We start from the raw sequence: 14646 nt of genomic DNA, 5'->3' as shown, positions 1-14646 counted from the left end.
GGGTGCGCCACCTCTCGACTCTGGCGCGCGGCGGGCCAATATAAAGACCATGAGCCTGCCGCCTGGATTTCTCGATGAACTGCGCAACCGCACCTCGATCGCTCAGGTCGTGGGGCGCAAAGTCATCTGGGACATGCGCAAGTCGAACCAGGCCAAGGGCGACATGTGGGCGCCTTGCCCGTTCCATCAGGAAAAATCAGCCTCGTTCCACGTCGATGACCGCAAGGGCTATTACTATTGCTTCGGCTGTCATGCGAAGGGCGACGCGCTGAGCTTCGTGCGCGAGACCGAGAATGTCGGCTTCATGGAGGCGGTGGAGATCCTCGCCCGCGAGGCCGGAATGCAGATGCCGGCACGCGACCCCAAGGCGCAGGAGAAATCCGACCGCCGGACCGAGCTTGCCCGGGTGATGGACGAGGCGGTGAAATATTTCCGCCTGCATCTCAACACCCAGGCCGGGGCCGAGGCGCGCGACTATCTCGCCGGGCGCAAGCTCGACAAGGCGGCGATCGACCGGTTCGAGATCGGCTTCGCCCCGCCCGGCTGGCAGGGGCTGCGCGACGCGCTGAAAGCCAAGGGCATCCCGGACGATCTGATCATCGGCGCGGGGCTTGCGAAGGAAAGCCAGAAGGGTCGCGAGCCTTTCGACGTCTTCCGTAACCGCATCATCTTCCCGATCCGCGACGCGCGCGGGCGCTGCATCGCCTTTGGTGGGCGCGCGATGGATCCGAGCGATCCGGCGAAATATCTCAACTCGCCCGAGACCGAGCTCTTCGACAAGGGGCGCTCGCTCTACAATCACGGACCGGCGCGCGAGGCCTGCGGCAAGGGCGCGCCGCTTGTGGTTTGCGAAGGCTATATGGATGTGATCGCGATGGTCGAGGCGGGGTTCGGCGGTGCCGTGGCCCCGCTCGGGACCGCGATCACCGAGGATCAGCTGCGCCTGATGTGGCGCATCCATGACGAGCCGATCATCGCGCTCGACGGCGATGCGGCGGGGCTGCGTGCGGCGATGCGGGTGATCGATCTGGCGATGCCGCTTCTGGAGGCCGGGAAGGGTGTGCGCTTTGCGATCATGCCGCCGGGTCTGGACCCCGATGACGTGATCAAGAAGCAGGGCCGCAGTGCGATGGAGAAGATCCTCGCCGAGGCAAAGCCGATGGTCACGCTTCTCTGGCAGCGAGAAACCGAAGGCAAGGTCTTCGACAGCCCGGAACGGCGCGCGACGCTCGACAAGAAGCTGCATGCGACGATCGCGAACATCAAGGATCCCTCGATCCACGGCCATTACCGCGAAGAGATCAAGCGCCTGCGCTGGGAGCTTTTCGGAACGGGGCCGCGTGGGGGCAAGACCCCGCCGCGCGGCAGTTTCACGCCCGGGGCCCGGGGGCGTGGGCGCTTTGGCGTGCCGGCCGCCCCGGCGTTGCCCGAGACCCGCGCCTCTCTGCTGGCCACCGCGCCTGATGATGTGGCCGAGCATCTGCGCGAGGCGATGATCCTTGGGATCTGCGCAACCCATCCCGCGCTGATCGCCGAGTTTGAGGCCGAGCTGGAAGACGTGCCGCTGCGCGATCCCACCCACGACCGGCTGCGCCATCTGATGTTGAGTCTTGCGCCCCGGCCGGTGCCCGAGATCGCGAAAATCCTGCAAGATGAAGTGGGTGCCGACCTTGAAAAGCTTCTCGGACTGCCCCATCTGCGATCAGCCCCCCCGGTTCGCAATGCCGACAACACCGATCTGGCGCGGATGTGCCTGGCCGAAGAACTCGCCAAGCTCGACGCCGCGCGTGCCGTGCGCGTGGAGGTTGCCGATGCGATGGAGGATCTGGCGGGGCTGGCCGACGAGGGCGTGACATGGCGACTGGCGCAAGCCGCCTCGCTGCGCCACCGTGCCGAGAGATCGAAGCTGGAGGACAACTCCGACATGGGCGAGGATCGCGCGGCCCTTTCCGCGACGCTTCAGGCCATGATCGATGGGGAAATCTGGCGCAAGAAACAATGAGATGGGTGGCGGCGGGCCATTCGAATCAAGAGAAAGCGAATCACTGTGGACACAATGGCGATCAACTTTGCGTCCATCTGCCTCGCGCCTCTGTGATTCGCCGCCGCGATTCGATACACAGACGAGATATGATTCGCTTTCGTCATAGCTCGAGCCCACCCGAGCCCTGACCGAGGAGCCCACATGGCCGCCAAAGACATCGACGACAACAAGTCCGACACCCCGAGCGACGACGCCACTTCCTTCGACATGAGCCAGGCCGCTGTGAAGCGGATGATCGCCGAGGCGAAGGAACGCGGCTACATCACGTACGACCAGCTCAACAAGGTGATGCCGCCCGAACAGGTGTCCGGCGACCAGATCGAAGATGTGATGTCGATGCTCTCCGAAATGGGCATCAACGTGATCGAGGCCGAAGAGGCCGATGATGACGACTCGAGCGGGCAGGGTGGCGAGGTTGTCGCGACCGGGTCCGGCTCGCGCGAGGTGGCGGTCGCCACGTCGACTTCCGAGACGCTCGATCGTACCGACGACCCGGTACGGATGTACCTGCGCGAGATGGGCTCGGTGGAGCTGCTGTCGCGCGAGGGCGAGATCGCCATCGCCAAGCGCATCGAGGCTGGCCGCAACACGATGATCGCGGGCCTGTGCGAAAGCCCGCTGACTTTCCAGGCCATCACGATTTGGCGCGACGAACTTCTCAACGAAGAGATCCTCCTGCGCGACGTGATCGATCTCGAGACCACCTTCGGCAATTCGCTCGAGGGCGATGAGGACGAGGAAGACCTGGCCGAGCCCGTCGTCGATGGGGCGGCTTCGTCCGAGACGCAGAAATCCGACGAGCCCGAGCTCGATGCCGATGGCAATCCGATCCAGACCGAGGATGACGACGACGACGAGGGCGCGAACCTCTCGCTCGCCGCGATGGAGGCCGCGCTCAAGCCGCGCGTGCTGGAGACGCTCGAACTGATCGCGCGCGACTATGCGAATCTTGCCGAAATGCAGGATCTGCGGATGTCGGCGACGCTCAACGAGGATGGGTCCTTCTCGGTCGCTGAAGAGGCGGCCTATCAGAAGCTGCGCTCCGAGATCGTCCAGCTGGTGAATTCGCTTCACCTGCACAACAACCGGATCGAGGCGCTGATCGACCAGCTTTACGGCATCAACCGCAAGATCATGTCGATCGACAGCGGCATGGTGAAGCTCGCCGATCAGGCGCGCATCAACCGTCGCGAGTTCATCGAGGAATATCGCGGGTACGAACTCGACCCGACCTGGATGGAGCGCATGGCCGCGAAATCGGGCCGTGGCTGGCAGGCGCTGTTCGAGAAATCGGAAGCGAAGGTCGAGGATCTGCGCGCCGAGATGGCTCAGGTCGGGCAATATGTCGGCGTCGACATCTCCGAATTCCGCCGCATCGTGAACCAGGTGCAGAAGGGCGAAAAAGAAGCGCGCCAGGCGAAGAAGGAAATGGTCGAGGCCAACCTGCGTCTCGTGATCTCGATTGCCAAGAAATACACCAACCGCGGGCTGCAGTTCCTTGATCTCATTCAGGAAGGCAATATCGGCCTGATGAAGGCGGTCGATAAGTTCGAATACCGCCGCGGCTACAAGTTCTCGACCTATGCGACGTGGTGGATCCGTCAGGCGATCACCCGGTCCATCGCGGATCAGGCCCGCACGATCCGTATCCCGGTCCACATGATCGAGACGATCAACAAACTGGTGCGTACCGGTCGCCAGATGCTCCACGAGATCGGCCGCGAGCCGACACCCGAGGAACTGGCCGACAAGCTGCAGATGCCGCTCGAGAAGGTCCGCAAGGTGATGAAGATCGCCAAGGAGCCGATCTCGCTCGAAACCCCGATCGGCGACGAGGAAGACAGCCAGCTCGGCGATTTCATCGAGGACAAGAACGCGGTTCTGCCGCTCGACTCCGCCATTCAGGAGAACCTCAAGGAAACGACGACGCGGGTTCTGGCCTCGCTCACCCCGCGCGAAGAGCGCGTTTTGCGGATGCGTTTCGGCATCGGCATGAACACCGATCACACGCTCGAAGAGGTGGGTCAGCAATTCTCGGTCACCCGCGAACGGATCCGCCAGATCGAAGCCAAAGCCCTGCGCAAGCTCAAACACCCGAGCCGGTCGCGCAAGTTGCGCTCCTTCCTCGATCAGTAATAGAAAGGCGCCCCCGGAAGGGGGCGTTTTCATGTCGAGAGGAGGCAGGACATGGTGAAATCCCTCAAGCTCGCGTTCGCGATTCTGGCGATCGGTGCGGCCTCGGCCCAAGCCGAAGGACGCGCGCAGTTCTACATTCCCGACAAGCCCGCGAAGCTCGTCTATCTCTTTACCTGCAAGGGGGAGACGGTCGAAGAGGTCAATGAGAACTGGGCGAAGGCCCAAGCGGTTTTCGCGCAAAATCACCAGAAGCTGGCGGCCGAGCTCGAGACGGAAACGCGTGTACAGCGCGAGACCGGAAAAGCGCCAAGCCAGGAGGCGATCGACGCCCATAACAAGCGGTTCGCGGCGCATAAATCGGCCGTTGCGGAAGACCTGGCGCCGCTGGGCTGCCGGATGGACGGGCTTGTCCATATGCCCTGACGGGCAGGTGATCCGGACTTTCGCGGGACACGGCGCACTGCTAAGTTTCGGGAAATCTCTGACGGAGCCCTGAATGACCCGCCTTTTCCTTCTCGCCCCTCTCGCCCTTGCCGCCTGCCAGATGGAGGGCGCGCCCGCCGGTGCGCCGCGCATGGATCAGCAAGGCACCTGCTTTCTCTATGTCGAGGACGAGGGTGCGGGCAAATATACCGTCGTGTCGGGTGTGGGCGATGGGTCGCCCGTGCCCAAGGCGATGATCAAGCGCGGGCTGAGCGGCGCGCAGGCGGATGCGCTCTGGACCAAGGAGCGCAAGATCATGGATATCAATCCCGAATGCCTGCGTATTCTCGCGACGGACCGCACGCAGGCGCGCCCCGCCAAATCCTGATGAACCGGCTCTTCGAGATCGCCACCAACGGCCCCGGGCTCTACGAGTTTACCCGCGAGATCTCGAAATGGGTCGGTCTGGCGAATGTGGACGACGCGCTGCTGACGCTGTTCATCCGCCACACCTCGGCGAGCCTTCTCATTCAGGAAAATGCCGATCCGGAAGTGCGCACCGACCTGACCGAGTTCTTCCACCGTCTCGTGCCGCCGACCACCGACCCGAGTATGGGCTACCTGACCCATACCTATGAGGGGCCGGACGATATGCCCGCCCATATCAAGGCCGCGATCCTGCCGGTCAGCTTGCAGATTCCTGTCATTTCAGGGCGTCTCGCACTCGGAACTTGGCAAGGAATTTACCTTTTCGAACATCGCCGTGCTGCGCACCGTCGTGAGGTCGCGGCGCTGCTGCGCTGAGTCCGTCCCGCCACATCCCGCCGCCATATCTGGGGGGCTCTCATTTTTTCTACCCAAACTCTCGGGGCTGGGCTAAGGTCTTGTGGATAACTGGGGCAACAAGACCCCATCATGAGGCGGGACAAGGAACGGGGGAAAGTCATGCGCTGCCCATTTTGCGGAAATGTCGATACCCAGGTGAAAGATAGCCGCCCGGCGGAAGATCACGTCGCGATCCGGCGGCGGCGGTTCTGCCCGGCCTGTGGCGGGCGCTTCACCACTTATGAACGGGTGCAGCTGCGCGATCTCGTGGTCATCAAGACCTCGGGCAAGCGCGAGGATTTCGATCGTGACAAGCTCGAGCGCTCGATCCGGATCGCGATGCAGAAACGCCCGGTCGAGCCCGAGCGCATCGACCAGATGATCTCGGGCATCGTGCGGCGTCTGGAAAGCATGGGCGAGACCGATATCTCCTCGAAGGTGATCGGCGAGATCGTGATGGAGACGCTGGCCCGGATCGACACTGTCGGCTATGTGCGCTTCGCCAGTGTTTACAAGAACTTCCAGGAAGCGGACGACTTCGACAAATTCGTTTCCGAGCTGCGGCCGCCGGGAGCGGGCGAGGCCGAGTGACCCTGACAGACCGGCGCTACATGTCCCTGGCCCTGACGCTCGCGCGCCGGGGCCTTGGCAATGTCTGGCCCAACCCTGCCGTTGGCTGCGTGATCGTCAATGCGGGTCGGATCGTCGGGCGTGGCTGGACCCAGCCGGGCGGACGGCCCCATGCCGAGGTGCGCGCGCTGGCGCAGGCAGGTGAGGCCGCGCGCGGAGCCACCGCTTATGTCACGCTGGAGCCCTGCGCCCATTACGGCAAGACGCCCCCCTGTTCTCTGGCGCTGATCGAGGCGGGGGTTTCGCGGGTCGTTTCGGCAATGGAAGATCCCGATCCGCGCGTCTCTGGCAGCGGCCATGCGATGCTGCGCGAGGCCGGGATTGCTGTCGAGACTGGCGTGATGGAGGCGGAAGCCCGCGACTTGCAAGCCGGGTTCCTGAGCCGGATCACGCGCAATCGTCCATGGCTCGCGCTGAAACTGGCGAGCAGCTTCGACGGGCGCATTGCGCTCGCGAGCGGCGAGAGCCAGTGGATCACCGGGCCGCAGGCGCGCGCGCGGGTGCATGCGATGCGGGCGGAGTTCGATGCTGTGATGGTCGGCGGTGGTACGGCGCGGGCCGATGATCCTTTGCTGACCGTTCGGAATTTCACGCCTCTACGCCAGCCGGTGCGCGTGGTGGTCTCGGAGCGCCTCGATCTGCCGCGTGATCGGCTCGCAGGCTCGCTCGAGACCGCGCCGCTCTGGCTGATGCATGGGGTCGGCGCTCCGCCAGAGGCTGTGGGCTATTGGCGCGATCTGGGCGCGGAACTGATCGAATTGCCGAGCCTTGCGGAAGGTGGGCTCGACCCGTTTGCCTTGATGGAGGCTTTGGGCGGTCTGGGACTGACCCGCATTTTCTGCGAGGGCGGTGGGCAGTTCGCGGCGACGCTTGCCAAGTCGGGGCTGGTCGATGAGTTGATCGGCTTCACCGCCGGGATGCTGATCGGCGCGGACGGGCGCCCCGGGATCGGCGCGATAGGTCTGGAAAAGCTGGCCGATGCCCCTCGTTTCGAGCTTGTGGACGTGACCCCGATCGGAGGCGATGTGCTTCACCGCTGGCGTCGCCATAGCCACGCGTAAGACGCGAAAACGCCTTGGAGCTTTGACCCGGCACGGTTGAGCGGCCCGCGGTTCGGCGCCGGGCCGTTGGCGAGTCTGTCGAGCGCGACCTCGGGAGGGCAGGGCAACCCGCTGGCCGGATCGAAATAGCGCGGATAGGCGATCAGCGCGGCATGCGCGAGTTGCAAAAGGTCGGGGCGCGTGGTGCGTCTCTGCGGTGCCGGGCCGAGATCGCGCGTCAGCCCCCAACCCGCGTAGAAAGGTGCGCCGAGCGTGGTGACCTTCTTGCCGCGCAACAGCGCCTCGAAACCCAGGCCCGAGGTTATCGTCCAGACCTCGTCGACCGCTGCGATCAGGGAGGCCGTATCCGCGTCGCGCAGGATCAGATCAGCAAAGCGCAGCGCGTCCTCATCCGAAATTGCACCGGGGCGCAGACCGGCCTCCACATCGGGGTGAGGTTTGAAGATGATAATTGCATCGGGGTTATCCTCCCGTACACGCGCCAGAAGCATTGCGTTTGTGCAAGTCTCACCGGCACCCCATCGGATCGAGGCATCGTCTTCGACCTGTCCGGGGACCAGGATGCGGTGGCCTTCCGGCAAGCCCGGCGGCGCGCCGCCGAGATTGTATTTCGTCAGCCGCGCCTCGGTGAGCTGCGCGATCAGCCGTTCGGCCCGCAACCGCCCGCCGGGGGGCATTTCTTGCGAAATCAGCGCCTCGAGATCGGAGGGACGCCTTGGGTCGTAATAGATCCCCTGACGATCTGTGACGAGCGAAAGCGGCGGGACAAGTTCGGCCCCCAATCCGCGCGAGCGCAGGAAACCGTCTTCGACACGGATCGGATTGTTTTTTTCGACTTCGGGCGTGATCCGAGAAGCCCAATAGAGGAACGGGCGCGCAGGATCCGGCGTTTCGGAAAACCGCAGCGGGCCGTGACGTCCGAAAATACGGCGCAGATGCGGGCGTTTCCATAGTGACATGCCGCCCGCGACATAGCCCAGCCGATCCTCGCGGAACGTGCGGGTCTCGGCCTCAAGCTGATCGACGGCCTCCTCGAAACTGCACAGCCGACCGCGACAGGGATCGAACCAGGTGGGCGCGAGGATATGGGAGACGGCGAAGATCTGCGCGCGGGTCAGCTTGCGTTCGCGGCGCGGCACGGGGTTTTCGTCCTGCGTCAGCCCCCAGCTGGTATAGAAGGGCTGGCCGAAGACGCGCGGCTTGTGGCCTGCGAGGATCGCCTCGTAGCCCATCAAGGACGAGACGGTATAGACCGCGATCGCGCCTTCGAGCAGCGCCCAAGGGGAAACCGGGGCGTCGAGAATCTCGGTATTGGCGTCGCAATCGCCGCGACCGTAATGGCCGGGACGGTGGCCCGCGTGTGTCTCGGGATGGGTCTTGATCACGATCCGCGCGCCGGGATTCTCGATGCGGGCATAGGCGAGCATCTCGCGGAATATGGCCTCATTCGCGCCGCCATGGGTGATCGAGGCATCTCCCCGTATCTGGTCGATCACCAGCACATAGCCGGGTTCGGGTACTGGCAGGGTCGGGTCGAAATCGTTGTATTTCGACAAGTGGGCTGCGCGGAGGCGGGCGATCCCGTCGCGGGCGCGCGCAAGTACCGCGTGATCGTCCAGGCGCTCGGTGGCGAGCATCCGCTCGATCATCGAGGGCTGGGCGCTGTCGAAATGCACCCCCAACGGGTCAATCAGCAGGCCTAGCGGCGGATCTCCCGTGCGGCCCGGATGGACCGAGCGCAGAAAGGCATCCTCAAGACGGATCAGCGGAAGACCGTGCCTTGCTGCCACCCTTTCGCCGCGCGCGGCATAGGGTGAACGGCCCCAGACCATCACGCCATCTTCCGGCCCGGGCCAGCCAAGGCGCGGCTCGTGGCCTGCCGCGTTCAGGATCGCGCGCAGGCGCCGCTGGCGCAACACGCCGCCGTTGTAGAAAAAAAGCCGCCGGGGGATGGCCCCGGCGGCTTTCAGATCCTGCGGTGTCGCCATCAGTTCCCGGCGAGATTGTTGAGCGTGTTCGCGGTACCGAGCGGCGCGGTCAGGGCCGAGAGCGTCTTTTGCCACTGAACGAAGGGCGCCTCGGTGACATAGACCGTGTCGCCGTCGCGGATCGCGAAATCGCGGGCGAGGAACATGCCGTTGGGCTCGGTCAGGTCGAGCACGTAGATCATGCGTTGATCGCCGACGAGATCGGTCCGGCCAAGCACCTTCATCGCGATCTCCGCAGGCTCGTTGCGGAAGACGAAGACGCCGGTCGGGTCGGCGAGGTTCGATTGTAGGCCGCCCACGGTGGCGATCGCTTCGAGCGCCGAGAGCGTTTGCGTCTCGAAGGGTACGCGCGCCTGCGCGCCGGTGGCGCCGAGCGAGGTGAAGGCGCGCTGATCCTTCTCGACGAGGATCACGTCGTTGTTGCGCAGGGCGATATCCATCTTCGGATTGTCGTAGAGATCCTTGAGCCAGACCGATTCCGACTGCGTGCCACGCTTGACGATGATCCTCGCGACTTCGGCGGGGATCGACACACCGCCCGCCTTGGCGATCATCGCCGAGAGGGTGCGGGTGGGGCGCTCGATCGGGTAGACGCCCTGGCCGTTGATCGCGCCCATGATCGAGACCGTCGCGCCATCGCCCGCGACGCGGTTGACCAGAACCTGCGGGTCCGGGGTCTGGGCGTCGAGCTTCGAGGTGATGACCCGGCGCAGCCCGTCAGGCGTGTTGCCCGCGGCTTTGATGCGGCCTGCATAGGGCACGAAAATATAGCCCGCGCCATCGACCTGCACCTGCTGTAGCTGGGTGGCGTTCGCGCCCTTGTTGGCCAGAAGCCCGTCATCGACGTTTTCCCAGATCGTCAGCGAGAGCGTGTCGCCCGGACGGATCGTGTCGGAGCCGAGCTGGCCCGCATTGAGGAATTTCGAGGAGAAGCCGAGCGCGGGTTGCACGGCGGTTTCACGGGTTACGAAGTCATTGACCTTGACGACGAAAGCATCGCCCTGACGCATCACGGAGCCGGCAAAGATCTCGCGTTTGTTGGGGCCGGGACGAGGCAGACCACAAGATGCAGTCAACAGAGTCGCGGAAAGGCCCGTTAAGAGGGCCCTGCGGGTCGTAACGATTTTCACTGCTCGAGCTCCTCGTTCGGGATGCTGCCTTGTTGTTTTGCGACCAAGCTACCGAAATGCCGGAAAAAAAACGAGCAAAATTATCGAACTACCCGCAACTGTTGCCGCGGGGCCGCGTTGCCTGCGGTCAGGGCATCGTAGGGATCTTCGGGAGCGAGCATCATGTCGACCACTTGCCGCAGGAGCGCACGCCGCCCGCGCGCTGCGTAGAAACCGCCCGGAACCTGGCTCGTCTCGAGCAGGTAATGACGATAATCGCGATAGGCGCGGCTGTCCGGGCGCGCGGGACTGGCGAAGAACTCCTCGAGCCCCTGGGAAGAAGTGAACTCGGGCTTGTCGAAGATCGCCCGCCCCAGCGCCTTGAGAGGCAATCCCCGCCAGAGCGCCTGCTGGGCGGCGGTGGAATTGACCGTCACCGCCGAGCGCGCCTGCGACAAAAGCCCCGCGAGCTTGCCGCCGCGAACGAAATGCACCCGGTTTGCGAGCCCGTGCCGGTCGGCCGCAAGCCGGATCGTCTCGCGGATCGGCGCGCGGCCATCTTCGAGTGGGTGAGCCTTGAAGACGAGGTGGTGATGGCGCGGAGCGCCGTGCGCGAAGCCCTCCATCACGAGATCGATGAACTCCGTCTGGCTGGCAAAGGGGGAGTGCATCCGGAAGCTTGCATCATGTTCGAGCTGCAACAGCACGAGATGATAGGGAAAACCGCCTCGCCGGATACGCCGGGTCGCAACCTTGCGTTCGAACATGTGCAGCGGCATCAGCAGCAACCGGCGCAGCCAGAGGCGGAACTCCTGAAACACGGTGATGTCGCGATGCGGCCGGAAATGACGATAGGGGCCGGGCCGGGCCATCACGAGGAAATGGTAGAGGGCGCCATAGAAGACGTGGTGGCGCATGTCGCCCCAGCGCGGCGGCGCATCGGGGAACTCGATCTCGGATTGTGCCAGCGCCGCGCGCATCTGCGCCACGCTCGTCTCCATCAGGCGCGAATGGCCGTTCGATCCGCCGCGCTCATAGGTGACCCAATAGGGGCGCAGGTAACCTTCCTCGAAGACGTGGATGCACAGGCCCAGCTCGCGCCCGATTTCGATCGCCTGAGCATGGATCGGGCGGGTGTCGCCATAGAGCACGAGATCGGTGATCTCCTTCTCGGCGATGAGCGCGCGCAGCCGGTGGGGCCAGGCCTCGGGCGCCTCGTCGAAGCGCAGGAAGGAGGGGCGATGGAACCAGAAGGCTTCGTCGCCGCGATTGAAGCCCACGCGCCAGACGCTCGCCCCGGCAGAGCGCAACATCGCGCCGAGCTGATGGAAGAAGGGCCCGTGCGGCCCTTGCAGCATCAGGAAATGGCGTGTCTCGAAACGTCTCATCGCGGTTGCGGTCCTTGCCTTTCGTCCGTGATCGCGCAAGCGGGGCGCGAAGTCACGGAATTTGTGCCATTTTCCCTTTTGGATGCGGCGAATTTGCGGCGCAGGCGCGCGAATGCGGTCAAGGGGCGCAGGGATTGTGCGGGGCTCGTCTCTTGCGAAGGGGCGTCACGCGGGCTAGCTAGGGTCCGAAATCTGTGAGGATATGTGATGTTCACCGGGATCGTGACCGATATAGGAGAGGTGCTGGAGCTGGAGCAGCGCGGCGATCTGCGCGCACGCATCGGCACCGACTATGATGTGGCGGGGATCGATCTGGGCGCTTCGATCGCCTGCGACGGCTGCTGCCTTACCGTGATCGCCACCGGCACCGAGACCCGGACCGGGCCCAGGAACTGGTTCGACGTGGAGATCTCGGCCGAGAGCGTGGCCAAGACGAATATCGGCGGGCGGGGCAACGACAATTCCGGCGGCTGGCAGGTGGGCAAGAAGATCAACCTCGAACGCGCGCTGAAAGTCGGCGACGAGCTGGGCGGACATATCGTCTCGGGCCATGTCGACGGCGTGGCCGAGATCGTGGCGATGGTGGATGAGGGCGACAGCACGCGCTTTACCTTCCGCGCGCCCGAGGCGCTGGCGAAATATATCGCGCCGAAGGGGTCGGTCGCGCTCAACGGGACGTCGCTGACCGTGAACGAGGTCGACGGGGCCTCGTTCGGTGTGAACATCATCCCGCATACCAAGCAGGTCACCAACTGGGGGCAGGCGAAAGTGGGCGACCGGATCAATCTCGAGATCGACACGCTCGCGCGCTATGTCGCGCGCTTGCAGGAGTGGAATGCATGACGACCGAAACGAAGACGCCGACCCCGGTCGATAAATCCGGCACCCACGACGTGCCCGGCGCGGTGGAGGAAAGCTTTCGCGGCGCGATCGCCTCGACCGAGGAGATCATCGAAGAGGCTCGCGCGGGCCGCATGGTGATCCTCGTCGATCACGAAGATCGGGAGAACGAGGGTGACCTCTATATCCCGGCCGAGAAATGCACGCCCGAGGCGGTGAATTTCATGGCGACCTATGGGCGTGGGCTGATCTGTCTGCCGCTGACGGCAGACCGCGTCGACCAGCTCGGCCTTGCGCCGATGGTGCGCGCCAACGCGATGCGCCACGAGACCGCCTTCACCGTCTCGATCGAGGCGCGCGAGAACATCACCACCGGCATTTCCGCGCATGACCGGGCGCAGACGGTCAAGGTGGCGATTGACCCTTCGACGGGGCCGCAGGATATCGCCTCGCCCGGTCACATCTTCCCGCTGCGTGCCCGCGAGGGGGGGGTGCTGGTGCGCGCCGGCCATACCGAGGCTGCGGTCGATGTCGCGCGTCTGGCGGGGCTGACCCCGGCTGGCGTGATCTGCGAGATCATGGGCGATGACGGGCACATGCTGCGTCTGCCGGGGCTGATCGAATTCGGGAAAAAGCACGGGCTGAAGATCGGGACGATATCGGACCTGATCGCCTATCGTCGCCGCCACGACAATCTCGTGCGCGAGACCATGCGCCAGATGGTCACCTCGACCCATGGCGGCGAGTGGGAAATGCGCGTTTTCACCGATCAGGCCGAGGGTGTGGATCACATCGTGCTGGTGAAGGGCGACGTCACCACGCCAGAGCCGGTTCTGGTGCGCACCCATTCGCTCAACGTGCTCGACGACGTGCTGGGGATCGGGCCGGGTTCGCCCGATGAGGTGCGTCACGCGATGGAGATCGTCGCTTCCGAGGGGCGCGGGCTGGTCTGCCTGTTCCGTGACCCGTCGAACCGGCTTCTGCGCGAGGACGAGAAGGGCCCGCGCACGATCAAGCAGATCGGGCTCGGCTCGCAGATCCTGTCCTCGATGGGGCTGCACGACCTGATCCTTCTGACCGACAAGCCCCAGACGAAATATGTGGGCCTTGACGCTTACGGGCTGCGCATCGTCGGCACCCGCCCCATTACGGAGTAAGACATGGCCGGAGCTTCGCATTACATTCTCGACCTGCCGAAATTCGACAGTGCGCCGCGCCTGCTGATCGTGGTTGCGCCCTATTACAAGATGATCGCCGACAATCTCGTCAGCGGGGCGAAGGCCGTCGCCGAGGATGCGGGGGCGAAGGTCGATATCGTCGAGGTGCCGGGCGCGCTCGAAGTGCCCACTGCGATCGCGATGGCGGCGCGCATGGCCGATTATGACGGGTTCGTTGCGCTTGGCTGCGTGATCCGCGGCGAGACCACCCATTACGATACGGTCTGCAATGACAGCTCGCGGGCGCTGACGCTGATGGGGCTCGACGGGATCTGCATCGGCAACGGCATCCTGACGGTCGAGAACCATATGCAAGCCGAAGTGCGTGCGGACCCGAAAGGGCAGAACAAAGGCGGCGGGGCTGCGGCTGCGGCCTTGCATCTCATCTCATTGTCGCGCAAATGGGCGCGCCGGACGAAGGGTATCGGATTCAAACCTTCCGAATCCTTCCGTATCGCCGGCGAAACTGACGGATCGAAGAACGCATGACCGAAGACGCCCCCAAACCGCGCAAGCTGACCACCGAGGAAAAGCGGCAGATGAAATCTGCCTCGCGGCTCTATGCCGTGCAGGCGCTGTTTCAGATGGAAGCGGCCGGGCAGGGGGCCGACAAGGTGCGCCGGGAGTTCGAGGCGCACCGCTTCGGCGCGGTCGATGAGGACGGCACGGAGATGGCCGAGGGCGATCCCAACCTGTTCCGCCGTCTGATCGACGATGCGGTAACCTGGCAGGCCAAGATCGACCAGGCGACCGACAAGGCGTTGGTGGCGAAATGGCCGATCGACCGGATCGACCCGGTGCTGCGCGCGCTCTTCCGCGCGGCAGGCGCCGAGCTGGTCACACCCGCGACCCCGCCCAAGGTGGTCATCACCGAGTTCGTCGATGTCGCGCGCGCCTTCTTCCCCGAAGGCAAAGAGCCGAAATTCGTCAACGCGGTGCTCGATCACATGGCCCGCGCGCTGCGCCCCGAAGCGTTCTGATCGCA

At 64.5% G+C, this 14646-nt stretch carries 14 protein-coding genes; 11 read left to right on the top strand and 3 right to left on the bottom strand.

The annotated features are described in order from the left end of the window. Window positions 1-49 precede the first annotated feature (49 nt). The 7 genes from dnaG to ribD all read left to right on the top strand — a co-directional run bounded on the left by dnaG (window position 50) and on the right by ribD (window position 7119). Window positions 50-2002, top strand: a complete 1953-nt coding sequence (gene dnaG / locus BMG00_RS03450) for a DNA primase (RefSeq protein WP_078573389.1) — start codon at window positions 50-52, stop codon at window positions 2000-2002. Window positions 2003-2185: 183 nt separating this feature from the next. Beyond that, entirely contained in the window at window positions 2186-4180 is a 1995-nt protein-coding gene (gene rpoD, locus BMG00_RS03445; protein WP_078528771.1) for an RNA polymerase sigma factor RpoD, read from the top strand. A 51-nt stretch (window positions 4181-4231) separates the two neighbouring features. Next, the gene (locus BMG00_RS03440) at window positions 4232-4603 is read left to right on the top strand and encodes a hypothetical protein (protein ID WP_078573388.1); all 372 of its coding nucleotides are present in this window, start codon (window positions 4232-4234) and stop codon (window positions 4601-4603) included. 73 nt (window positions 4604-4676) lie between these two features. Further along, window positions 4677-4991, top strand: a complete 315-nt coding sequence (locus BMG00_RS03435) for a hypothetical protein (protein ID WP_078573387.1) — start codon at window positions 4677-4679, stop codon at window positions 4989-4991. Beyond that, on the top strand, window positions 4991-5407 hold the full coding sequence (locus BMG00_RS03430; protein ID WP_078573386.1) for a secondary thiamine-phosphate synthase enzyme YjbQ: 417 nt from the start codon (window positions 4991-4993) through the stop codon (window positions 5405-5407). Before BMG00_RS03435 ends, BMG00_RS03430 begins: the two co-directional genes overlap by 1 nt. Before the next feature lie 141 nt (window positions 5408-5548). Beyond that, window positions 5549-6019 carry a transcriptional regulator NrdR gene (nrdR, locus tag BMG00_RS03425; RefSeq protein WP_078528764.1) on the top strand — a complete coding sequence of 157 codons (471 nt, stop codon included), beginning with the start codon at window positions 5549-5551 and terminating at the stop codon, window positions 6017-6019. Then, complete coding sequence (ribD, locus tag BMG00_RS03420) at window positions 6016-7119, top strand: bifunctional diaminohydroxyphosphoribosylaminopyrimidine deaminase/5-amino-6-(5-phosphoribosylamino)uracil reductase RibD (protein ID WP_245794941.1); 1104 nt, start codon at window positions 6016-6018, stop codon at window positions 7117-7119. Before nrdR ends, ribD begins: the two co-directional genes overlap by 4 nt. Here the strand turns inward: ribD and BMG00_RS03415 are convergent. The 3 genes from BMG00_RS03415 to BMG00_RS03405 all read right to left on the bottom strand — a co-directional run bounded on the left by BMG00_RS03415 (window position 7089) and on the right by BMG00_RS03405 (window position 11604). Next, window positions 7089-9107: a capsular polysaccharide biosynthesis protein gene (locus BMG00_RS03415; RefSeq protein ID WP_078573384.1), complete on the bottom strand. Its 2019-nt coding sequence runs from the start codon at window positions 9105-9107 to the stop codon at window positions 7089-7091. The genes ribD and BMG00_RS03415 overlap by 31 nt on opposite strands. Further along, window positions 9107-10117 (bottom strand): polysaccharide biosynthesis/export family protein, encoded by a 1011-nt coding sequence (locus BMG00_RS03410; protein WP_093469895.1) that lies wholly within the window; start codon window positions 10115-10117, stop codon window positions 9107-9109. The genes BMG00_RS03415 and BMG00_RS03410 overlap by 1 nt, the downstream gene beginning before the upstream one ends. A 200-nt stretch (window positions 10118-10317) precedes the next feature. Continuing rightward, complete coding sequence (locus tag BMG00_RS03405) at window positions 10318-11604, bottom strand: capsule biosynthesis protein (protein ID WP_078528752.1); 1287 nt, start codon at window positions 11602-11604, stop codon at window positions 10318-10320. 207 nt (window positions 11605-11811) lie between these two features. On the opposite strand from BMG00_RS03405, the gene BMG00_RS03400 reads away from it, so the two are divergent. The 4 genes from BMG00_RS03400 to nusB are packed head-to-tail and all read left to right on the top strand — an operon-like array spanning window position 11812 to window position 14641. Then, complete coding sequence (locus BMG00_RS03400; protein ID WP_078528749.1) at window positions 11812-12447, top strand: riboflavin synthase; 636 nt, start codon at window positions 11812-11814, stop codon at window positions 12445-12447. Further along, window positions 12444-13601, top strand: coding sequence for a 3,4-dihydroxy-2-butanone-4-phosphate synthase (ribB, locus tag BMG00_RS03395; protein WP_078528746.1), 1158 nt, complete (start codon window positions 12444-12446; stop codon window positions 13599-13601). Before BMG00_RS03400 ends, ribB begins: the two co-directional genes overlap by 4 nt. A gap of 3 nt (window positions 13602-13604) precedes the next feature. After that, window positions 13605-14150, top strand: a complete 546-nt coding sequence (locus tag BMG00_RS03390) for a 6,7-dimethyl-8-ribityllumazine synthase (protein WP_078528743.1) — start codon at window positions 13605-13607, stop codon at window positions 14148-14150. After that, window positions 14147-14641, top strand: coding sequence for a transcription antitermination factor NusB (nusB, locus tag BMG00_RS03385; protein WP_078528740.1), 495 nt, complete (start codon window positions 14147-14149; stop codon window positions 14639-14641). Before BMG00_RS03390 ends, nusB begins: the two co-directional genes overlap by 4 nt. The last annotated feature ends 5 nt before the right edge of the window (window positions 14642-14646 follow it).

The sequence above is a fragment of the Thioclava marina genome, from assembly GCF_002020135.1.
GTDB classification, from domain to species: Bacteria; Pseudomonadota; Alphaproteobacteria; order Rhodobacterales; family Rhodobacteraceae; genus Thioclava; species Thioclava marina.
This window is presented reverse-complemented; position numbering and strand designations above follow the sequence as displayed.